Origin of the sequence: Streptomyces sp. NRRL F-5122, assembly GCF_001507435.1 — a bacterium.
GTDB classification, from domain to species: Bacteria; Actinomycetota; Actinomycetes; order Streptomycetales; family Streptomycetaceae; genus Streptomyces; species Streptomyces lannensis.
Map to the genome: position 1 here is coordinate 20,888 of NZ_LMWH01000261.1, position 20,943 is coordinate 41,830.

A 20,943-nucleotide genomic window follows, 5' to 3' on the forward strand; every position below is an offset into this window, starting at 1 on the left:
CTTCCGCGAGCGCTGCTGCGAGGTCGGGTACTACGCCGTCGGCACCAGTCTCGACCGTTCCGGACCTTCACACCCGTCGCGGCACGACCGCGACCGGGCAGTCCGCGTGGTGCAGCAGCGTCTGGGCCACCCTGCCGAGCCGGAGGCCGAAGCGGACCGGCCGTCGCCGCGCGCCGATGACGACGAGGTCGGCGGCGGCAGAGCGCTTCAGCAGCACCGTGCGGGCCGGGCCCTCGACCGTGTCCCGGCGCACCGTGACGTGCGGGTGGTCCCGGATCGCGTCCTGCAGCAGGACGTCGAGGAGGGCGGAAGCCCGTTGCTCGTACCGGCGTGCGAATGCCTCGGTGAGCCGGGGGTGGTCGGTGCTCTCGTGGGCCGGGAAGCGCCAGGCCCGAACGACGTCCAGGACGCAGCCGCGCGCCTCGGCCTCACGGAAGGCGAAGGACAGGGCCTCGCCGATCGCGGCCGGATCCGCGGCCCCGAGCAGGATCCGCTCGTGCACGCCGGTCAGGCCGGCCTTGTCCCCGCGGACCACGATCACCGGGCAGCGGGCCCTGGCGGCCACGGCCCGGCTCACGGAGCCGAGGAGCAGGCCCTTGAACTCGCTGCGGCCGCGGGATCCGGTCACCAGCGCGACGGCGTGGTAGCCCTCGCGCAGGAGGGCGTGGACCGCGCCCTCGGCCTGGACCTCCGAGGAGACCTGCACCCGGGGGTCGCGCCGGCGGGCGCGCTCCGTAGCCGAGCCGATGATGTCCTCCGCCATCATCCACCCGGCAGGCCGCTCCTGGCCTTCGGGCGTCGTCGCGCTGTCCCGGGGTTCCGGCGGGGCCGCGTGCACCAGCCGGAGCGGCAGACCGCGCCGGACGGCCTCGTCCACGGCCCAGTCGACGGCCGCCAGGCTGAAGTCCGATCCGTCGACGCCCACGACCAGGGGCAGCTCCATCCTCTCCACCGCCTTTCGCCGGGCCGCCGAGGCGAGCACAGGGCTCCTCCGTCTCACGGTCGCATCCGGCCACCCGTGAACTGCAGGGGCGGTTCGGCCCTCGGCGGGGACGTTCGGCCCCGGCGACCGCCGGGAGGCGGCGGGCACGGCATCAGGGCCGCTCCCAGCGCCATGGGGGCCGGTCGGCCCTGGCGGTTCCACGGCACACGTGGTGTCCTGAAGACGACGGGAAGGACCCGGCGACCGACGCGGAGAAGCGGCTGACGGCCGCGCACCGCGCAATCTGGATCCGGGAGAACCGGATGGGGTCCTTCCCGCCCCGATGCCCCAGCGGCCTTCGAGGACTCCGGTGCGCCCCTTCGGCGGGAACGCCCGATGCCGGCCGCGGCCCGCGTCGGCAGCGCCTCCGCTCGCGGTTCCGCCGGCCTCGACCTTTGACTGCATCGCCCGCGCCCCATGGAGTGGGCGCCGTCACACCGCGCCCGGTGGGCCCGTTCGTCCCGCTCATCGGGCGGGGCGGCGCGCTGCCTCGAAGGTGGGGCCGAAAGGCCCCCCGTCGGGACCGGGCGGCCCGTGTTGCCGTACACCGTGGGACGCCCACGCTGGAGACAGGAAGTCCACGGCATTCCGGAGGGGCACGATGACGAGCCGTCCTGCGAGCGCCGTCCCGGACCGGATGGGGCTCGATGTCCCGGTCGAGCCCGTGGCCGCGCGGGAGGGCCGTCCGCTGCCCCGACGGCGGTCCGCTGTGCGCGTGGGCCCCGGCGACCGGCTGCGGCGCCCGGAACGAAAGGACACGGAGCGATGACCTCTGCCACCACCATGACGGCGGCTCTACCGGCCGCCTACCGTGAACGGCTGATGCGGATCGCCCGCGAGGTCTCCTTCGACGAGGGGACGCGGCTGTTCGAGGAGGGTCGGCACGCCGACCGGTTCTGGATCGTCCGAACCGGCACCGTTGCGCTCGACCTGCATGTGCCCGGTCGTCGTTCCGCCGTCATCGAGTCGCTGGCCCGCGGTGAACTGGTCGGGTGGTCCTGGCACTTCACCCCCCATGTGTGGCAGATGGGTGCGGAGGCGATGACTCCGGTGCGCGCCTACGAGTTCGACGCGGCGACCGTCCGGACGTTGTGCGACGAGGACGCCGAGTTCGGCCGCGCCATCGCGGTGTGGGTCGGCCGGGTGCTCGCTCACCGGCTGCACGCGGCCCGCACCAGGCTGCTCGATCTGTACGCCCCCTACGGCAGCGGATCCCGCTGAGGGCCGACACCACCCGACCGCACTCGACACCTCGAGGAGGAGACCGTGACCGGTAGCCCGCACCTCGTGGACGATGTGATGACCCACTCCGTCGTCGCCGTCGGCCGTGCCGCCCCGTTCAAGGACATCGTGAGGCTCATGGAGCAGTGGCAGGTCAGTGCCCTGCCAGTGCTGGAGGGCGAGGGCCGCGTGGTGGGTGTCGTCTCCGAGGCGGACCTGCTGCCCAAGGAGGAGTTCCGCGACACCGATCCGGACCGGTACACGCAGCGGCAGCGCCTGTCCGACCTGGCCAAGGCCGGAGCGATGACCGCCGAGGAGCTGATGAGCGCGCCGGCCGTCACCGTGCACCCGGGGAGCACCCTGGCCCAGGCGGCCCGCATCATGGCCCGGCTCGGGATCAAGCGTCTCCCGGTCGTCGACGGCGAGGGCATGCTCGAGGGCGTCGTCAGTCGCGCGGACCTGCTGAAGGTGTTCCTGCGGCCCGACAACGACATCGCCGACGAGGTCCGACGCGATGTCGTCGACATCCTCTTCCCGGCTCCGGCCGAGCCCGTCCACGTCATGGTCACCGAGGGTGTCGTCACCATCACGGGGAAGGTCCCGGACGCCGCCCTGATACCGGTGGCCGTCCGCCTGGCCCGCGCCCTCGAGGGAGTCGTCGACGTGGACTGCCATCTGTCCGGGAGCGAGGTGGGATGACCCGCGCCGGGACGGACGCCCGGTCCGTCCCGGCGCTGAGCCCCGGTCCGGTCAGCCGATCGTCCTGCGCCACCTGGGACCGACCGACTCCCACTCCCGGTCCCATTCCTCCATCCGCCGGCGATCCAGCCGTCCGCGCGCGAACAGTCCGCACACCAGCATCCCGCCTGCGGCACAGGCCCCGACGAGCGAGCCGACGAGTCGGGCCTGCACACGGGCCTGATCGTCACCGACCGGCTTGGCGACCAACTCGCCGCCACGGCTCGTCCACACGGTGACCGCGGTGCCCGCCCGCTGCCCCGGCTCGACCTTCGTCAGACCGGTGTGCGTGACTCCGGCGACGGTCCAGCTCACCTTGGCCCACACACTGCCGTCGCTGTACTCGGGGACCCCCTGCGGTGCCCTTGCCGCGTCCTCGACCTGAACGGCCTGCACCGGGTGCGCATGGGCGTTGCGCACGGCCACCGCGTGATCCGCCGCTCCGGCCGCCGTCCGTCCCGCCACCACTCCGGCCAGCAGGACGAACACCCAGGTCGCGAGCACGATCCACGCTTCCAGACGGTCGCTGCGACGGCGGAGCGGATTACGCCGCCACCGCCATGTCCACGCCCTTGCCCTCTCCTTCGCCCTTGCCTTCGCCCTCACCCTCCAACTGCGACGTGTCCTCGCCATGGGTCGTCACCTTCTTCCGCGGCTGCGGACCGTGACGTCTCCCGCCCGGATGCGGGGGACGCCCCTGCGGTGCGCGTCGGTTCACGTGATGCTTCCGGCTCTCCAGGGCCATCGAGCGGTGTCGCCCTCGGGGAGGTCGGGGTCCAGATCCGGTACTCGAGGCGGTCCCGCGAGCGCGCAGTCCACGTCCACCACGCCCTCGATGCCCAGAATGAGCCGGGAGACGACGGGGACGAGCGTGGTGTCCCGGACTCGGCCGGTGAGCCGTACGACGCCGTCGTGCACCTCCACCCGGACCGGCTCCAAGGGAGCGGGGAAGAGATGGGCGACGACCTCGTCCCGGATCTCCTCGGCGATGTCCTCGTCGTCCCGAAGGAACACCTTGAGCAGATCGGAGCGGCTGACGATGCCCAGCAGCGTGCCCTCGTCGCTCACCACGGGCAGCCGCTTGACCTTGGCCCGCGCCATGGTGCGGGCGGCCTGACCCAGGGTCTCGTTGGCACGGACGGTGACGGCCGGCGCGGTCATCAGCTCCTCCGCGGTCACGGCGCCGGCCTTCACCAGGTCGGACAGGCGGTCGAGGCGGTCGTAGCGGTCCGGATCGCCGCCGCGGAACTCTTCCTTCCGCAGCAGATCGGCCTCCGAGACGACGCCCACGACCCGGTTCTCCTCCCCCACGACCGGCAGCGCGCTGACGTTCCACTGCCGTATGGCCTTGACGATGTCCTTGAAGGTGGCGGTGCGGTCGAGCGCGACGACCCGCTGGGTCATCACATCGCTCACGAGGTGGGGAGTGCCGTGCATGGTGTCCTCCGGTGGTGCTGGGCGGGGACAGGGTTACGACACCTTCAGGGTGGATCACCGGCCGCAACTCTGCATGGGCCGAGTGGCCCTGCACCCTGTCCCGACCGGCTCTCGATCGGCGTATCGTGCCGCGAAGCGCCTGGTCAGCTGGGTGATGCGGGTCGTTCGGACGCCTTTGACGACGGATCTCGCGGGGCCGTGACCGCCCCGCCTCGCCACAGGTGTCACGACACGCCCGCGGACGGCACCGTCCGCGTCTGTCCGCCGTGGCCCGGGCGCGTCCGGGATCCGTAGCCGCAGAGCTGCCGCGGTGCCGTCGGTCCGCTCAGCGGGACGGGTCGAGCCCGCGCAGAGTGCGGCCGCCCATCAGTGCCCGACCCGTCACCAGCTCGGGCTCGATGCGTACGAAGACCTCCTCCGGCGACGTCACCCAGGAGCGCGGTCCCGTCCGGGTCAGCCGCTCGCGTTCCACGGGATCGGTGACCACCGCGGCCGACCCGGTCACGACGACGCTCCAGCCCGAGTGCGCGACCGCGTCGACCTCGTCGGCCTCGAAGGCGACCACCGACCCGTCGATCGCGCGGACCAGCTCCGAGGCCGCCGATGTGCGCAGCAGCACCGCGCCGTCACCGTCGAGGCTGAAGTTGAGCGGAAGGACCGCGGGCAGCGCCTGGCGGGTGTGGACGATACGGCCGACCGGGACCTTCGCCAGCAGACGCAGGCACTCCTGGCGGTCGAGTTCACGGAAGCCGTCGTTCGGATACATGAGTCAGTCCGTCTTTCGCCTGGGGCGGCGGCGCGGCCGTCGAGACCTCGTCCTCGGCGCTGCTCGGAGGCATCAGGTCACGGTGATGCGCCGCCCGGTGATGGTGTCGGGGTCGATACGGATCCACAGGTCACGCTCTCCGCCCGCCCATGGGGCGCTGTACGCCTGCTCGTCCAGGCGCCGTATCTCTTCAGGGTCGGTCACGGTGTCGGCGTGGCCGCGCACCAGGACGCTCCAGCCCTGGCTGAACGCGGGGTCGATCCGGTCGACCTCGAAGGCCACCCGGGCGCCCGCGACCCGGGACGTGGCGTGCTCGGGGGCGGTTCTGAAGACGATGGCTCCTGCGTCGACCCCGTAGTTCACGGGGAGGATCTCCGGCCCCGTGGCCGTGTCGACAGCGAGTCGCCCCACACCGTGCGTGGAGAGCAGGTCGTGACATTCCTCCGGGGTCAGCTCGGTGAACTGCGGGTGCCGCCCCGCCTGTCCCAGACCGGGCGGCAGATCGACGTCGCCGCCGGTCAGCTCGAGCACCGTGGTCTCGAGCGCGCCGGCCAGACTGAGGAGGCTGCTCATACCCGGCGCGGCGGTCGGCTGCGACTCCAGGTACTGGAGGTAGCTGGGTGCCATGCCCGCCCGGTTGGCGGTCTCCTCCAGGGACAGTCCGAGTTCTTCGCGTCGCAGAGCGATCCGGCGTCCGAGGTTGCCCGCGGGATGGCCCGCCACCGTGCCCGACGGTCCCCGTGCGGCCATGGTCCGTCACATCCTCTCTCCGGCCGCCCGGACGGCGACCACCTCGTGCTGCTGACCGCCCAGTACCACCTTGAGGGCACCGGTGTCGGCGCCCCGGCCGAAGACGTCGTACGCCTCCTCCATCCGGTCCAGCGGGAAGGTGTGCGTGACCAGGGCGGAGGTGGGCAGCCGGCCGGCGGCCGCCATCTTCAGCAGGGTGGCCGTGGAGTAGGTGTCGACCACCCCCATGGTGATCGTCACGTTCTTGATCCACAGATCCTCGAGGTGCAACGTGACGGGCTTGCCGTGCACACCGACGTTGGCCACGTGTCCGCCGGGCCGCACCATGCGGGTGCACAACTCGAAGCTCTCCGGAGCGCCGACCGCCTCTATGGCCACGTCGGCGCCCAGACCGTCGGTGAGGTCGGCGACCAGTTGCTCGGGGGCCTCCCCGGGATCCGCCACGGCGTCGGCACCCAGGCACTTGGCCGCCGCCAGCCGGGTGCCGGCGATGTCCACGGCGATGACACGTTCGGGGGCGAACAGCCGGGCCGTGGCGATCGCGGCGAGCCCGACGGGACCGGCCCCCACGACGGCGACGGTGTCACCCGGCCGCACATGCCCGTTCATGACACCCACCTCGTAGGCGGTGGGGAAGATGTCCGCGAGCAGTACGGCGTCCTTGCTGTCCACCGTGCCGGGCAGGGCGTGCACCGACAGGTCGGCATAGGGGACGCGCACGTATTCGGCCTGCGTACCGTCGATCACATGGCCGAGGATCCAGCCTCCGCCGCCGCGGCACTGGCCGTACGTCCTCTCCCAGCAGTAACCGCACCGGCCGCAGGCGGTGATGCAGGAGACCAGGACGCGGTCCCCGGGCTGCACGGTGTGCACGTCACGGCCCGTCTCGACTATCTCGCCGACCGCCTCGTGCCCGAGGACCGTGCCGGGGCGCACCTCGGGCACATCGCCCTTCAGGATGTGCAGGTCCGTGCCGCAGACGGTGGCGGTGTCGACGCGGACGATGGCGTCGGTCGACTCCTTGATGTCGGGGTCCGGCACCTCCTCCCAGGCGGAACGTCCCGGGCTGTGGAAGACGAAGCCCTTCATGTCGAACCTTCCTTCCTCTCCCCGGGTCGCAGTGCCGGGGACTGTCTGGAAGCCGGAACGGCGCGGGCGACCGGCACGGCGCCGGTGTCGCCCGGCAGATCCAGCTTGTTCCGGCCCTCCGGGGATCCGCTTGGGCCGGTCGGCCCTCATCAGGCGCCGGACGGGACCGTTCCGGGCGGGGCACTTGCCGGCTCAGGGCCGGGGCGCCGGGCGGGTGGCTTCCGGTCGGCACCGGCGTCTCCTCGACGTGCGAGACGCCGGTCCGGGTGTGCTGCGACCGGGCGGACGCGGACCATGAGCGATCACGCCGGTCGCCGCTTGTCCGCCCTGCTGCCCGACGCCGACGGCCACGACGACGTCACCCTCCTGCTCACGCAGTTGCCCGCGGCGCCACTGGCCACGGCCTCGACCGACCTCCCCGCCGAACCCGAGTCCGTGGCCGTGGGCCGCGACTCCTGGACAGGACACTCGGTATGCGGGGGTGCAACGGCGCGACGGTCGACGCGCGGCTGCTGCTCTCCGAGAGGCTCACCAACGCCGTGCAGCACGCGCAGGGTCCGATCGGCGTGCATGTGTGCCGCACGGACACCGATCTCACCGTCGAGATCAGCGACCGCAGCCCGCACCTGCCCCAGACGCACCTCGCGGCGGACGACGACGAGTCAGGACGCCCAGCTCCAGTCGGCGACCTCCGGCAGGTCCGTGCCGTGTTCGCGGATCCATGCGTGGTGGCGGGCGCGGACGTCAACCATCTGCTGACGTACGCCGGCGGCCCGCACGGCCAGTCCGGGCACGCGGTCGATGACATCCATGACCAGTCGGTAGCGGTCCAGGTCGTTGCGGACCACCATGTCGAACGGCGTGGTCGTGGTCCCCGACTCCCGGTACCCACGCACATGCAGGTTGCCGTGGCCGTGCCGGCGGTAGGCGAGCCGGTGAACCAGCCACGGATAGCCGTGGTAGGCGAAGATGACGGGCTTGTCGGCGGTGAAGAGGCCGTTGTACTCGAAGTCCGTCATGCCGTGCGGGTGTTCCTCCTGCGGCAGCAGCCGGGTCATGTCGACCACGTTGACGACGCGCACGGCCAGCTGGGGCAGGTGGCGGCGCAGCAACTGCGCCGCGGCCAGCACCTCCTGGGTCGGAACGTCGCCCGCGCAGGCGAGGACCACGTCCGGCTCGGAGCCGTTCTCGGTGCCCGCCCACTCCCAGATGCCGGCGCCGCGCGCGCAGTGGACGCGGGCCTGGTCCATGGAGAGCCAGTCGAAGCACGGCTGCTTGCCCGCCACGATGACGTTGACGTAGTCGCGGCTGCGCAGGGCGTGGTCCGCCACCGACAGAAGGGTGTTGGCGTCCGGCGGGAGATAGACGCGGACGACCTGCGGGCTCTTGTTGAGGACGTGGTCGACGAAGCCCGGGTCCTGGTGGGAGAAGCCGTTGTGGTCCTGGCGCCACACATGGGACGTCAACAGGTAGTTGAGGGAGGCGACGGGCGCGCGCCAGTTCAGCTCGCGCGATGTCTTCAGCCACTTGATGTGCTGGTTCACCATCGAGTCGACGATGTGCACGAAAGCCTCGTAGCAGGAGAACAGGCCGTGCCGTCCGGTGAGCAGATAGCCCTCCAGCCAGCCCTGGCACAGATGCTCGGAGAGGATCTCCATCACCCGGCCGTGCCGGTCCAGGTGCTCGTCCACCGGGAGCACCTCGGCCTGCCATGCCTTGCCGCTGGCGCCGAAGACGGCATCCAGCCGGTTGGAGGCCGTCTCGTCGGGCCCGACCAGGCGGAAGTCGCGGCGCGCCGTGGTGTCCTTCATGATCTGTTCGAGCAGGCCGCCCAGGACGCGGGTGGGTTCGTGCAGGGTCGCGCCGGGCTTGTCGACGGGCACCGCGAAGTCGTCCAGGGAGGCGATCGGGAGTTCACGCACGAGCAGCCCGCCGTTGGCGTACGGGGTGGCGCCCAGCCGCCGCGCTCCGTCGGGCACGCAGGCCAGCACGTCGGCAGACGGCCGGCCGTCGGTGTCGAAGAGTTCCTCGGGCCGGTACGACCGCAGCCAGGCCTCCAGCTGCCGCAGGTGCTGCGGGTTCTCGCGGACGCCCGCCAGCGGGACCTGGTGCGCCCGCCAGGTGCCTTCGACGGGCACGCCGTCCACCTCGGCCGGCCCGGTCCATCCCTTCGGGGTGCGCAGCACGATCATCGGCCAGTGGGGTCGCTGCGTGACGTCCTCCTCGCGCGCCGTGCGCTGCAGCAGTGCGATGCGGTCGAGCGCCTCGTCGAAGGCCTGCGCCAGCGCGCGATGGACCTGGACGGGGTCGTCACCGGCGACGGTGATGGGTTCGTGCCCGTATCCCCGCAGCAGCTCGCCGAGTTCGGGCTCCGGGAGCCGGGAGAGCACGGTCGGGTTCGCGATCTTGTAACCGTTGAGGTGAAGGATCGGCAGGACCGCGCCGTCGTGCACCGGGTCGAGGAACTTGTTGGAGTGCCAGGACGCGGCCAGCGGCCCGGTCTCCGCCTCTCCGTCACCGATCACACAGGCGACCAGCAGGTTCGGATGATCGAACGCGGCGCCGTAGGCGTGTGCGAGGGAGTAGCCGAGTTCACCGCCCTCGTGGATCGAGCCGGGCACCTCGGGTGCGACATGACTGGGTACTCCGCCCGGGAACGAGAACTGCCGGAACAGCCTCTCCATCCCCCGGGCGTCCCGTGTCACGTCCGGATAGGTCTCGCTGTAGCTGCCTTCGAGCCAGGAGTTGGCGAGTACCGAGGGCCCGCCGTGTCCGGGCCCCCATACGCACAGGGCGTCGATGCCGCGCGCCTTGATGACCCGGTTGAGGTGGGTGTGGACGAGGTTGAGCCCGGGCGAGGTGCCCCAGTGGCCGAGCAGCCGCGGTTTGATGTGCTCGGGCTTCAGGGGTTCGGTCAGCAACGGGTTGGACATGAGGTAGATCTGTCCCGCGGCGAGGTAGTTGGCGGCCCGCCAGTGGGCGTCGAGCGCACGCAGTTCCTCGTCGGTCGGTGCGGTGCCGTGGTGCTGTGCGGCCTCGGGCATGGGTGACTCCACGGGTCGTCGACGGTGCTCATCGGGGCGGCGGGTCCGCCACGGTGGGTGCGGGTTGCTGCGGACTGCCGGTCACGCTCTTCGGGCAACGACGGCGACCGGGCTGCCGCGGCACCGGCAGGGCACGGGGGTCCGGTTCGTGCTCGTCGGGCGCCTGCCTCGCGGCGTGTACCGGTACCGCGTGTGCGAGAGTGGCGCGTACGACGCGACCGGCCGGGAAGCGACGCCGCTCGTCGTCCCGGTGCCGAGGACCAGCGGTTCGGCCGCCTTCGCCGGATCCGCGGGTGCCGCGTCCGGACCGCAGTTCCGGTACCCGGTGCCCACTTCACCTCCGCGGCGGCCCGGGTCTCGGCCGTTGTGTCGAGGCCGACGACGGGGCGGGGCATGGTGTCCACCTCCTGGTCGTGGTTCCCGGTCCCGGTGTCCGATTCCAGCGTCGTGGCGCCAGGGGAAGGCGGGGCAGGGGCCGCAGGTCCCGAACCGGGGCCGATCGGCCCATGAGCCGCCGCCCCGAGCAAGGCGGACGTGCGGACGTGCGGCGGGTGGTCCTGCCGGCAGCGTCGGCGGACCCGACCATCGATGTGCGGTCGCGGCGCACGGGCCGAGCGCGGGCGACCGCGTCGTGGTCCGTACGGACCGGGGCGCGGTTCAGGAGTGCGGGACGACGGCGACCGGGCAGCGGGCGTGGTGGAGCAGGGCATGGGTCACGGAACCGAGCTGCGTGCAGAGCCTGGTGTCCCGAGTACGGCGCCCCACGACCACGAGGGAGGCATGGGCGGACTCCCGCACCAGCTCCGCTGCGGGCCGCCCCGCGGTGACGGTCTCGGACAACGTGACACCCGCGCACTTCTCCGCCCAGGGGCGCAGCATCGCCGCCATCAGGTCCTCTTCGTCGGCGAGCAGCTCCGTGTCGTGCCCCGCGCCGGAGCGTCCTTCGGCGGCGTTGTCCAGCGCGGCACCGAGGGCGTGGACCACGCGCAGCGACGCCCCGCGGCGCCGGGCGGCGTCGAAGGCGAACGCGATCAGTTCGTCGCAGGGGTGCCGGGTGTCCATCCCGAGGACGACGTCGCGGTACGGGGTCTCGGGTATCTCCTCGGGAGAGACGCCGTCCAGGGCCGGCAGATGCTCGTCGGTGCACGCCTCGAGGGCTCTGACGAGCACGACGGGGCCAGGGGACCTGGCGACGACACGCTGGGACACCGACCCCATCACGAACCCCGCGGCACGGCCGAGGCCACGGGACCCAAGTACGAGCAACTCCGCGCCCTCGGCCTCCCCGAGCAGCACCGTGACCGGGGAGTCGGGCACCAGCAGATCCTCCACCGGCAGTCCCGGATGCGCGGCACGAACACTGCGGACCACCCGCTCCAGGGTCTGCTCCGCCCGGTCCCGCGGGCCGGGTTCCACGGCCGCGGACGGCGCAGGCGACACCGGCCACTCACCGGCGTGCACGAGGCGGAGCGCGGCACCACGACGCAGCGCTTCCCGGGCCGCCCAGTGGGCGGCCGCCAGGCTCTCGTCGGTCTCGTCGACTCCCGCGGTGACGTGCCGAACCATGGTCCGCACCTCCTGCGTCCAAGATGTTCCGCTCTTGCCCTCGAGCCTCCCGTGCGTACGGCCCGTGCCCGGTGCGCCGGTCCATGCCCGATCCGCCGGGACCGGGCCCGTCGTCCGCGGCGGCGAGGTCCGTCCGCGGTGCCGAACAGCCGGGCCCGGGGCCGGGCGGCCCATGGCCCGCACCCGGATCCGGAGAGAGTCTGGAGTCGACGGGTCCTCGCATCTGGAGGCCGTCGCGAACGACCCTCTGACAACCAGCATGCTCCGCGGGCAGCCCACCGGGCACCGCGAGCGTCCGATCCGCACGACCCGCGGGGTGCGCTTCCCGCCGGGAACACGACCCGGGAGCACTCCCGGCTCTCCGGGACAGCCCACGGCGACCGCCGCCCCCGACCGGAGGAGACACCATGTACGGCACCCCTCACATCGTCAGCGATGTGATGACCCAGACGGTCGCCGCGATAGGCCGCCGTGCCCCCTTCAAGGAGATCGTGCAGATGATGGACGACTGGAGGGTCAGCGCCCTGCCCGTCCTCGAGGGCAAGAGCCGCGTCGTCGGCGTGGTGTCGGAGGCCGACCTCCTGGCGAAGGAGGAGTTCCGCGACGACGGCTCCTCGGGACACCGCCCGCCCGGAGGTTCCCCGTTCACCCGGTTGCACGGGCCCGCGGACCCGGCCAAGGCGGACGCGGTGACGGCCGAGCAGCTGATGACCGCGCCGCCGCTGACCACCCGTGCCGACGCGACGCTTGCACAGGCCGCACGGACCATGGCGCGCCACAAGGTGAAAAGGCTCCCCGTCATCGACGAGCTGGGCGACCTCCAGGGCATCGTCAGCCGCGCGGATCTGCTGAAGGTCTTCCTGCGGGACGACGAGGAGATCGCGGAGGAGATCCGGCGCGAGGTGGTGGCGTATCTCTTCCGGCCCCCGGCCTCGTCCGTGCGCGTCGAGGTCGAGGACGGGGTGGTGAAGCTCGGCGGCCGGATCCGGGACACCTCCTTGGTGCCGGTGGCCGCACGTCTGGCCCGGGCCGTCGAGGGCGTCGTGGACGTGCAGTTCCACCTCGCGGAACCTCAGGCCGTTCCGACATAGGCGGCGCGGCACCGCATCCGGCGTGCCGGTGTGCGCCGGATGCCGGCGCCCCGGGACGTCGTCCGTCGCACGCACCCTGCGCGGGACCGGCCGTGCGGCGCGGCGGCATGAGTCGCTGGTCCGGTACGAGGGGGCCGGTGAGGGAGCATGGTGGTACCGGGGGCCGGTCGGCCCTAGTGCTCACCGTGCCCGCCGGACGACGATCGTCGGCACGGGCAGTCCGCGGTCCGCCCTCCACCGGGAAACGAGAGGTACCCATGGCCGAGGCACGTACCTTCAGCGAGCAGCATCCGATCCGGGTCTTCCTGCTGGACGACCACGAGGTCGTACGACGTGGCCTCGCCGATCTGCTGGACACGGAACCCGACATCTCCGTCGTCGGGGACGCCGACACGGTCGAGCACGCGCTCGCCCGCGGACCGGCGGTTCGGCCGCACGTGGCCGTCCTGGACGTACGCCTTCCGGACGGCGACGGCATCACCGTCTGCCGCGAGCTGCGCAGCCGGATGCCGGAGCTGGCCTGCCTCATGCTGACCTCGTTCGACGACGAGGACGCACTGCTCGACGCGATCATGGCGGGGGCCTCGGGTTACGTGCTCAAACAGATCAAGGGGGCCGACCTGGTCTCGGCGGTCCGCACCGTCGCCTCCGGCCAGTCCATGCTCGACCCCGCGACCACCGCCCGGCTGATGCACTCGCTCCGCGCCGACCCCGCCGAGCAGCCCGCCGTGGCACCCGAGCTGGCGGGCCTTTCGCCCCGCGAGCGGGACATCCTCGCGCTCATCGGGGACGGTCTGACCAACCGGGAGATCGGCAAGAAGCTCTACCTGTCGGAGAAGACCGTCAAGAACCACATCTCGCGGCTGCTCGCCAAACTAGGCGTGCAGCGCCGGGTCCAGGCCGCGGTCCTCGCCTCGCAGCTGGAGGGGCCCGTGCCCGGGGACCACTCCACCCACTGAGCCGCGGCGTCCGGGGCCGCAGGGCGCTCACCGTGGGGTGCGGCGTTGCGGCGCCGGACGATCGGGCCGCGGGCTCAGCGCACCGGCACCCGCCACACCAGGCGCGTGCCGCCGCCGGGACGTTCGCCCACGGTGAGAGTGCCGCCCAGCGCGTTGGCCCGTTCCTCCAGGTTCCGCAGCCCGCTGCGGGCCACGCCCGGAGGTACGCCGCAGCCGTCGTCGGCCACCGTCAGGGTCAACTCGCCGTCGGCGAACCTCAGGTGGACGTCCACGGAATTCGCACCGGAGTGCCGTGCCGCGTTGCTCAGGGCCTCGCCGAGTACGGCGAGCGCATGGTCGGCCACATCGCCGGGGACATCGGTGTCCACCAGTCCCTCGATGCGCAGCGCGGGAGTGAAACCGAGCGTGCCGGCCGACACCTGCACCGCCTCCGACACACGCCTGCGCAGTCCGGCCTTCTCCGGCCCGCCGCCGTGCGCGCGCAGCCCGAAGATCGTCGAACGGATGATCTTGATGGTTTCGTCCAGGTCGTCGACGGTCCGTGACAGCCGCTCGGCGGCTTCCGGGTGGTCCACGAAACGCTGGGTGCTCTGCAGGGTCATCCCGGCCGCGAACAGCCGCTGGATCGCGAGGTCGTGCAGATCGCGGGCGATCCGGTCGCGGTCCTGCAGCAGCGCGATCTGCTCGGCGTCCCGGCGCCGCTCGGCCAGTTCCAGCGCCAGTGCGGCCTGCCCCGCGAAGCCGAGGAGGGGGCCCGCGTCGGTGTCGGTGAACGGCGTTCGCCCCGCGGTGCGCCCGAGCACCAGCACCCCGATGGACTTGCCGCTCGCCACGAGCGGCACGCCGACCACGGACCCGAGCCCGGCCCACAGGACGGAAGCCTGGTCGATCCGGGGGTCCTGCTGGATATCGGGGCTGATCACCGGCTCCGCCGTGCTGAATGCGGCTTCCACGAAACCGTCCTGCCCCGACATCACCAGACCCCTGCGCCGCTCCGCTTCGGCACCGACGGCGAACAGCGGCCGCAGCACCTCCTCCCCGGCGACCCGCTCGGCGATCATCCCCACATCGGCGGAGACGATGCCCCGCGCCTGCTCCACGATCAGTTCCAGCACGTCCGCGCTGGGAGCGCCCGACAGCAGCGCGCTGGTGACCTGGGAGCTCGCCCGCAGCAGGCGCTCACGCAGCCGCGTCTCCTCGTAGAGCCGGGCGTTCTCGATGGCGACGCCGGCCGCCACCGCCAGGGTGGAGAGCACAGCCTCGTCCTCGGCGTCGAACTCCGCGGCAGCGCGCTTCTCCGTGAGGTAGAGGTTTCCGAAGACCTTGTCGCGCACCCGGATGGGCACGCCGAGGAAGGAGTGCATCGGCGGATGGTGGTCGGGGAAGCCGTAGGACGCCGGGTGGTCCGAGAGCTCCGCCAGACGCAGCGGCTCCGGGTGCCGGATCAGCTCACCGAGGATGCCGTGCCCGCTGGGCAGCGCCCCGATCTTCTCCCGTTCCTCGTCGCCGACGCCGATGGTGAGGAACTCGGAGAGCATGCGGTCGTCGCCGATGACGCCCAGGGCGCCGTACTCGGCGTCGACGAGCACGACCGCGGCCTCGACGATGCTCCTCAGCGCCTGCGGCAGATCGAGTTCCCGCCCGACCGACAGCACGGCCTCAAGGAGGCGGTGCACCCGGTCCTGGGTGCCTCGCGCCGCATCGATACGGGCCTGCAGTTCGTCCAGCAGTTCGTCCAGCCGCAGCTTGGGCAGATACTGCTCGGCCGGGACACGTCCTTCCGCGCTCATCGCTCTCCTCCGACCGAATCACTCAGACAAGGTGCGGATCACCGGCAACTTCCAGGCCCTTACGATACTGGCTGACGGGCCGGAGCGAGGGTCGTCGCTCACCTGGAGTGACCAGCTGTCCGGCCGCCCGAACTGCGGGAGCTCTCCTCCGCCGGCCCTCCCCCGACGTGCGCGGGCGCGTTGCACGCAGCCCCATGTCCACTTTGCCCCTACTGTGCTGGGGAGATGACCGGCAGTCAGGACGCGGGAGACGCGGTGGCGGATGCGGGCGACTCGGGGCGAGAACGCAGGAAGGGCGCCGTGGGGCTCGGCAGCCGGCCGCCCCGCTCCGTTCGTGTCGCCCGCCGCGCCCCGGCCGCCCCGCGAGTCGTCCCGGCCGAACACACGGTCCCCTGGTTGCGGGTCGCGGCCGCCTACGCATGGCGCCTCGTGCTTGTCGGGGTCGCCGTCTACGGCGTCTTCATCGTGCTGGGGCGCTTCCACCTCGTTGCCGTTTCCCTGTTTCTCGCCCTGGTCGTCACCTCGGTTCTGCACCCCGTCGCCGACCTGCTGAACCGGTGGCTTCCGCGGCCCCTGTGCGTGGCGATCGCCCTGGTCGGCAGCCTGATCCTGGTCCTGGCGCTGCTCGCCCTGGTGGGCGAGGCGGTGGCGGGCGCATGGTCGGGGCTGACCGGGGAGTTCCGCGGCGGCATCCGTCAGATCCAACGCTGGCTCGAACGGCCGCCGTTCCGGGTCAACCACGGCACCCTGTCCGGCCTCCAGGACCAGATCTCCTCCTACCTCGCCTCCCACCGCGCCGACCTGCTCAGCAGAGCCGTCAGCGGCCTGGGCAGGGTCGTCGAACTGATCACCGGGGCCGCCCTCGCGCTGTTCTCCTCCGTGTTCTTCATCCACTCGGGCGAACGCCTGTGGTCCTGGGCACGCGACGCGTTCCTGCCCGTCGGCGCGCGCCCGACGTGGGACCGGGCCGGACACGCCGCCTGGCGGACGTTCGCCGGGTACACCCGGGGCATCATCATCGTGGCGGCCACCAACGCCGTACTCGTGGGGATCGCCCTGTTCGCGCTCCGGGTGCCGCTCGCGCTGCCGCTCACCCTGCTGGAGTTCTTCGCCGCGTTCGTGCCCCTGGTCGGCTCGCCGATCGCGCTCGGTGTGGCGACCGTCGTCGCCCTCGCCGGACGCGGCCCCCTCACGGCCGCGGCCGTTCTGCTGCTCATCGTGGTGATCGGGCAGATCGAGGGGCATCTGCTGCATCCCCTGGTGATGAGCTGGGCCGTTCGCCTGCACCCCCTCGTCGTCGCGGTGTCCGTCATCGCGGGCGGCATCGTCGCGGGGGTGATCGGCGCCGTCGTGGCCGTCCCGTTCGTCTCGGTCGCCTGGGCGGTGATACAGGCGCTGCGCTCCACGCCCTCGTAGCGTCCGGCGGTCCGGGGCGCGCGGCCCGCGGCGCCGTGCCACGCTGGCCTCGGGGCGGTGACGCGTCGGCCGGAGGTACGGGAGGCGATGTGGGCCCCGAGGAACGAGGCACGCCGGAGGACGCCCGACCGCACCCACGGTCACTGGGACGCAGACGCTTCGTCGGTGTGTGCGCCGCCGCCGGGATCGCCTCGGTGACGGCCGCCGCCTGCGATCCGGCACCGCCGGCGCGTGGGCACCCGAAGGGGGTCGCCTCCCACCTCCCGGAGGTGGAACGGGACCTTCATGGGTCACCCGACTGGCGTATCGGCAGCGAGGGCCCGGCGACGGCCGTGGCCGGCTACGCCGACCGGGTGAGCGTGGTGCCGGGCGAGGAGTGCGGCCTGTACGTCTCGACCACCGCGCGCTCCTTCCGAGTCTCGGCCTTCCGCGTCGGCTGGTACGGCGGGGCCGGGGCAAGCCTCGTCTGGCGCTCGCCCCGCGTACCGGGCCGCGTCCAGCCCGAGCCGCGCCTGCTGCCGCAGACCCGCACCGTCCGTGCCGACTGGCCGCGCACGCTGACGTTCAGCACGGCCGGCTGGCCCGAGGGCGCCTATCTGCTGCGCCTGGACGCGGACAACGGACATCAGCGCCATGTGCCGCTGATCGTGCGTTCCACCCGGGGCGCGGGGCGGACGGTGCTCATGCACGCCCCTGCCACCTGGCAGGCCTACAACCGGTGGGGCGGCTACAGCCTCTACGACGGCGCCTCCGGCGGTTACGCCACCCGCTCCCTCGCCGTCACCTTCGACCGGCCCTACGACGCCGACGGCGCGGAGAAGTTCCTCGTGTACGAACGGGCGGTGGTGGTGCTGGCCGAACGGCTCGGCATACCGCTGGCGTACACCACGGGCACCGACGTGCACCGCGACCCGGAGGTTCTGCGCGGCGCGGCGGCCGTGATCGCTCTGGGCCACGACGAGTACTGGACCCCGGAGCAGCGCCGGCACGTCACCCAGGCCCGCGACGTCGGCACCAATGTCGCCTTCCTCGGCGCCAACACCTGCTTCCGCCGGGTCCGCATCGAGCGGGGCGAGACGCTGCCCGACCGCACCGTGGTCTGCTACAAGTCCTCGGTCCGGGACGACCCCTGCTACGCGACGCGGCCGGCCCTCGCGACCACCGACTTCCGCCGGGCCCCGGCGGCCGATCCCGAGTCCTCGCTCACGGGCGTGCTCTACGAGGGCTACCCGACGGACGCGCCGTACGTCGTCCACGCGGCGGACCACTGGCTGTACGAGGGAACCGGGGTGCGCCCCGGCGACGGCTTCGACCACCTGGTCGGTGTCGAGTACGACCGGGTGACGCCGGGCGCCTCCGTGCCCGAACCGCTGGAGATAACGGCCCATTCGCCCCTGGTGTGCAACGGTCTGCGCAGCCACAGCGACTCCGCCTACTACACGGTCCCGGGCGGTGCCGGCGTCTTCGCCACGGGCACCATGCGCTGGGTGGAGGCGCTCATGGCGGGCACCGCCGACGGCGGTCGCGACCACGGCATGGACGCCCGTACCGGGGCCTTCGTGACCCGCACGACGGAGAACCTCCTGCGCGCCTTCGCTGAGGGCCCCGCCGCCCGCCACCGGCCCGCGCCGCGGCCGAACACGGACGAGGTGTACGGGAGCACGGGCTGAGGAAGGGGCCCGGGGACGCCGCGGGCGGACGGTTCGCGCGCGAGCACGGCCGTCTGCCGGCGGCACGGTGACCGGCGATCGGCGTGAGGTCCGGTGTGACAGCATGAGCCAGTGATCAAGCCACCACCGGGATCCTCCGGTGTCGACCTCCTGGACGTACGCGGCATCCGATTCGTCGAGACCGCCGCTCCGTGGCTGTCCTCCGAGGAACAGGCGGCCCTGGACCGCGTCTGGGAGGACGCGGTCCGGGCCAACCCGAACCTCTTCGACGGCCCCGTGGCGGCCTGCGCCGGGCTGGAGCGCGAGGACCCGCACGGCCTGGTCATCACCTGGGCGCGGACGACGTACCGGCACTACGCCCTGCGGCGGGTGAACGGAACAGCCCGCCGTCTGCCGGCCCTCTTCGTGAGCACGCTCCAGCCGACGGAGGACGGGCGTCTGATGGTGGGAAGGATGTCACCGGCCACGGCCGCACCCGGCCGCTGGCAGTTGCCGGGCGGTTCCCTGGAACCTCCGGTCGGCGACAGGCCGCTCGATCTGGCCGCGCTCCGCGGGCACGCCGCACGGGAACTGGTCGAGGAGACCGGGGTCGACACACCCGCCGAGGACCTGACCCTGTGGCGTGTCACGCTCGGCGCCGCCGGCAACGTCGGCACTCTCTTCACCGCGCCCAGCCGGCCTGTGTCGCTGCTGCACGACCGCTTCCATGCTCTCGTGGCCTCGGAGAAGGCGCTGGGCCGCGAACCGGAACTGGACCGGTTCGCCCTGGTCCGCTCGCCCGCCGACCTGGCCCGGCTGGCAGGACCGCATGTGGAGTACCTGGAACCGGTCGTCCGGCTGTACACGGCAGCCACGCCCCCTGCATGACCCGGCCGCACCCTTCCTGAGGCCGCTCCCCCGGGGCTACCGGAGCTGCTCGTACAGCGACTCCAGGTCCCCGGACAGTGCCGCCTTGAGACCGCGCGTGGCGTCGTCGACCAGCACCTCGTGGGCTCCCGCCTCGATGCCGTCCAACGCGGCCACGGCGACGTCGCGGGGGCTGGACTTGGGGGCGTCGACGTGCGCCGCCATGTCGGTGTCGACATACGCCACATGCAGGCCGGTGACCGTGATGCCGCGCGGCTTCAGGTGCAGGCGCAGGGAGTTGGTCTGCGACCACAGCCCGGCCTTGGAGGCGCTGTAGGGGGTGCCGTCGGCCAGCCAGGACAAGGCGGAGTGGAAGTTGAGGATGTGACCGCCGCCGTTGCCCTCGATGATCGGCACGAAGGCGCGCGTGACCAGCAGCGGACCGTAGAAGTTGATCTCCATGTCGCGGCGTACGTCGTCGATCGACGAGTCCAGGTACGAGGCGTGACTCGAGGCGCCGGCGTTGTTGATCAGGACGGTGACGTCCCCGGCCTGAGCGGCCACGGCAGCCACGGAGGCGGGGTCGGTGACCTCCAGCGCCAACGGCACCGCGTCGGGATGCGTCACCGTGCGGGGGTCGCGCGCCGTGGCGTAGACCTTCCCCGCGCCGCGCGCGTACAGCTCCTCGACCAGGGACTTTCCGATGCCCCTGTTGCCGCCGGTAACGAGGACGGCCGCGCCCTTGAGAGCAGTCATTTCTTACCTCCAAGACAGAAAACCGATCGGTTTTACGACACCGTAAACCGATCGGTTTCCCGCACGCAAGACGCGGCCCCGCTTTTTAGTTTGTTTTTCCAACCCATGGCCTGCGGGGGCAGCGCACCGGTCCCGCTCACGGCCCCCGCACCCGTCATCGACGGGTCAGCGCACGCCCGCGGCATCGAGGAGGGTGTCCACCATCGGACCGACGAGGCCGACCAGGGAGTCGGCGCGAATCCCCGCACGGGCGCTCGCCCCGTCGAAGACCAGCACCAGCCGGCGGGCCAGCAGCTCGGGATCGGCGGCTCCGCCCTGTTCGGCCTCGGCGCGGAAGAACTCCGCCAGCTCCTGCTTGACCCGGCTCGCGACGCGGCTGGCCGGGTGATCCGGGTCCTTGAGCTCGACCTGGACGGCCAGATACGGGCAGCCGCGATAGTCCGGCAGGGCGGCCTGCGCCTCCACCTGCTCGAAGACGTACCGGATCCGCTCGCCAGGTGAACGCCCTTCGTCCGCGCCGGGCAGGAGCGGCGCCATGACGGCGGTAGCATTCTCCTGCAGGCTCGCCGCCAGCAACTCGTCCTTGCTCTCGAACAGCTGGTACATCGAGCGTTTGGACACGCCCGCCGCCTTGCACAGTGCCTCGACACCGACGCCGACACCCTGCAGATAGGTGAGCGTGGCCGCCGCTTCCAGCAGTCGCTCCCGGGAGCTCTGTTTCACGTCAGTGGTCCTTACCTTGGTCATCGGTTTGGTCCAGCCATTCGTAGGGTTGGGGCATCCGGGGGTGTGAGGTGTGGCTTTCAGTGGTCTGCCGACCGT

18 protein-coding genes are annotated in these 20,943 nt (G+C 72.1%); 7 read left to right on the forward strand and 11 right to left on the reverse strand.

The genetic code is table 11. The features are described from left to right. Positions 1-67 precede the first annotated feature (67 nt). Positions 68-943, reverse strand: coding sequence for a universal stress protein (locus ADL25_RS34840; protein WP_059131920.1), 876 nt, complete (start codon positions 941-943; stop codon positions 68-70). Between the two features lie 804 nt (positions 944-1,747). On the opposite strand from ADL25_RS34840, the gene ADL25_RS34845 reads away from it, so the two are divergent. Then, complete coding sequence (locus tag ADL25_RS34845; protein ID WP_059131906.1) at positions 1,748-2,203, forward strand: Crp/Fnr family transcriptional regulator; 456 nt, start codon at positions 1,748-1,750, stop codon at positions 2,201-2,203. Between the two features lie 45 nt (positions 2,204-2,248). Then, entirely contained in the window at positions 2,249-2,902 is a 654-nt protein-coding gene (locus ADL25_RS34850) for a CBS domain-containing protein (RefSeq protein ID WP_107116785.1), read from the forward strand. A 51-nt stretch (positions 2,903-2,953) separates the two neighbouring features. On the opposite strand, the gene ADL25_RS34855 is transcribed toward ADL25_RS34850, so the two are convergent. From ADL25_RS34855 to ADL25_RS34885, 7 genes are all read right to left on the reverse strand, one after another. Further along, entirely contained in the window at positions 2,954-3,445 is a 492-nt protein-coding gene (locus ADL25_RS34855) for a hypothetical protein (RefSeq protein WP_234381160.1), read from the reverse strand. Positions 3,446-3,655: 210 nt separating this feature from the next. Continuing rightward, entirely contained in the window at positions 3,656-4,378 is a 723-nt protein-coding gene (locus ADL25_RS34860; protein ID WP_059131908.1) for a CBS domain-containing protein, read from the reverse strand. A gap of 325 nt (positions 4,379-4,703) precedes the next feature. Further along, positions 4,704-5,144, reverse strand: a complete 441-nt coding sequence (locus ADL25_RS34865) for a pyridoxamine 5'-phosphate oxidase family protein (protein ID WP_059131909.1) — start codon at positions 5,142-5,144, stop codon at positions 4,704-4,706. A gap of 72 nt (positions 5,145-5,216) precedes the next feature. Beyond that, positions 5,217-5,894, reverse strand: coding sequence for a helix-turn-helix domain-containing protein (locus ADL25_RS34870; protein WP_059131910.1), 678 nt, complete (start codon positions 5,892-5,894; stop codon positions 5,217-5,219). 6 nt (positions 5,895-5,900) lie between these two features. Continuing rightward, entirely contained in the window at positions 5,901-6,983 is a 1,083-nt protein-coding gene (locus tag ADL25_RS34875) for a zinc-dependent alcohol dehydrogenase family protein (RefSeq protein WP_059131911.1), read from the reverse strand. 662 nt (positions 6,984-7,645) lie between these two features. Continuing rightward, positions 7,646-10,027 (reverse strand): phosphoketolase, encoded by a 2,382-nt coding sequence (locus ADL25_RS34880; protein WP_059131912.1) that lies wholly within the window; start codon positions 10,025-10,027, stop codon positions 7,646-7,648. Between the two features lie 657 nt (positions 10,028-10,684). After that, on the reverse strand, positions 10,685-11,593 hold the full coding sequence (locus ADL25_RS34885) for a universal stress protein (protein ID WP_059131913.1): 909 nt from the start codon (positions 11,591-11,593) through the stop codon (positions 10,685-10,687). A gap of 407 nt (positions 11,594-12,000) precedes the next feature. Here ADL25_RS34885 and ADL25_RS34890 point away from each other — a divergent pair, with 407 nt between their 5' ends. Further along, complete coding sequence (locus tag ADL25_RS34890; RefSeq protein ID WP_059131914.1) at positions 12,001-12,684, forward strand: CBS domain-containing protein; 684 nt, start codon at positions 12,001-12,003, stop codon at positions 12,682-12,684. A 257-nt stretch (positions 12,685-12,941) separates the two neighbouring features. Further along, positions 12,942-13,643 (forward strand): response regulator, encoded by a 702-nt coding sequence (locus tag ADL25_RS34895; RefSeq protein WP_059131915.1) that lies wholly within the window; start codon positions 12,942-12,944, stop codon positions 13,641-13,643. Positions 13,644-13,717: 74 nt separating this feature from the next. Here ADL25_RS34895 and ADL25_RS34900 read toward each other — a convergent pair whose 3' ends face one another. Then, entirely contained in the window at positions 13,718-15,433 is a 1,716-nt protein-coding gene (locus ADL25_RS34900; RefSeq protein WP_059131916.1) for a GAF domain-containing sensor histidine kinase, read from the reverse strand. Between the two features lie 225 nt (positions 15,434-15,658). On the opposite strand from ADL25_RS34900, the gene ADL25_RS34905 reads away from it, so the two are divergent. The 3 genes from ADL25_RS34905 (at position 15,659) to ADL25_RS34915 (ending at position 19,386) form a co-directional block, all read left to right on the forward strand. Then, positions 15,659-16,849: an AI-2E family transporter gene (locus ADL25_RS34905; protein WP_079050772.1), complete on the forward strand. Its 1,191-nt coding sequence runs from the start codon at positions 15,659-15,661 to the stop codon at positions 16,847-16,849. Positions 16,850-17,016: 167 nt separating this feature from the next. Beyond that, positions 17,017-18,519: a N,N-dimethylformamidase beta subunit family domain-containing protein gene (locus ADL25_RS34910; RefSeq protein ID WP_319115453.1), complete on the forward strand. Its 1,503-nt coding sequence runs from the start codon at positions 17,017-17,019 to the stop codon at positions 18,517-18,519. 111 nt (positions 18,520-18,630) lie between these two features. After that, positions 18,631-19,386: an NUDIX hydrolase gene (locus ADL25_RS34915; RefSeq protein WP_234381162.1), complete on the forward strand. Its 756-nt coding sequence runs from the start codon at positions 18,631-18,633 to the stop codon at positions 19,384-19,386. 36 nt (positions 19,387-19,422) lie between these two features. On the opposite strand, the gene ADL25_RS34920 is transcribed toward ADL25_RS34915, so the two are convergent. Then, positions 19,423-20,121, reverse strand: coding sequence for an SDR family oxidoreductase (locus ADL25_RS34920; protein ID WP_059131917.1), 699 nt, complete (start codon positions 20,119-20,121; stop codon positions 19,423-19,425). Positions 20,122-20,286: 165 nt separating this feature from the next. Further along, positions 20,287-20,868: a TetR/AcrR family transcriptional regulator gene (locus ADL25_RS34925; protein ID WP_059131918.1), complete on the reverse strand. Its 582-nt coding sequence runs from the start codon at positions 20,866-20,868 to the stop codon at positions 20,287-20,289. Positions 20,869-20,943 lie beyond the last annotated feature (75 nt).

What these genes read in the sequence shown, in the direction of transcription:
- ADL25_RS34840 (WP_059131920.1), bottom strand. Translation starts at nt 943, where the DNA reads ATGGAGCTGCCCCTGGTCGTGGGCGTCGACGGATCGGACTTCAGCCTG.
- ADL25_RS34845 (WP_059131906.1), top strand. Translation starts at nt 1,748, where the DNA reads ATGACCTCTGCCACCACCATGACGGCGGCTCTACCGGCCGCCTACCGT.
- ADL25_RS34860 (WP_059131908.1), bottom strand. Translation starts at nt 4,378, where the DNA reads ATGCACGGCACTCCCCACCTCGTGAGCGATGTGATGACCCAGCGGGTC.
- ADL25_RS34865 (WP_059131909.1), bottom strand. Translation starts at nt 5,144, where the DNA reads ATGTATCCGAACGACGGCTTCCGTGAACTCGACCGCCAGGAGTGCCTG.
- ADL25_RS34870 (WP_059131910.1), bottom strand. Translation starts at nt 5,894, where the DNA reads ATGGCCGCACGGGGACCGTCGGGCACGGTGGCGGGCCATCCCGCGGGC.
- ADL25_RS34875 (WP_059131911.1), bottom strand. Translation starts at nt 6,983, where the DNA reads ATGAAGGGCTTCGTCTTCCACAGCCCGGGACGTTCCGCCTGGGAGGAG.
- ADL25_RS34880 (WP_059131912.1), bottom strand. Translation starts at nt 10,027, where the DNA reads ATGCCCGAGGCCGCACAGCACCACGGCACCGCACCGACCGACGAGGAA.
- ADL25_RS34885 (WP_059131913.1), bottom strand. Translation starts at nt 11,593, where the DNA reads ATGGTTCGGCACGTCACCGCGGGAGTCGACGAGACCGACGAGAGCCTG.
- ADL25_RS34890 (WP_059131914.1), top strand. Translation starts at nt 12,001, where the DNA reads ATGTACGGCACCCCTCACATCGTCAGCGATGTGATGACCCAGACGGTC.
- ADL25_RS34895 (WP_059131915.1), top strand. Translation starts at nt 12,942, where the DNA reads ATGGCCGAGGCACGTACCTTCAGCGAGCAGCATCCGATCCGGGTCTTC.
- ADL25_RS34900 (WP_059131916.1), bottom strand. Translation starts at nt 15,433, where the DNA reads ATGAGCGCGGAAGGACGTGTCCCGGCCGAGCAGTATCTGCCCAAGCTG.
- ADL25_RS34905 (WP_079050772.1), top strand. Translation starts at nt 15,659, where the DNA reads ATGACCGGCAGTCAGGACGCGGGAGACGCGGTGGCGGATGCGGGCGAC.
- ADL25_RS34920 (WP_059131917.1), bottom strand. Translation starts at nt 20,121, where the DNA reads ATGACTGCTCTCAAGGGCGCGGCCGTCCTCGTTACCGGCGGCAACAGG.
- ADL25_RS34925 (WP_059131918.1), bottom strand. Translation starts at nt 20,868, where the DNA reads ATGACCAAGGTAAGGACCACTGACGTGAAACAGAGCTCCCGGGAGCGA.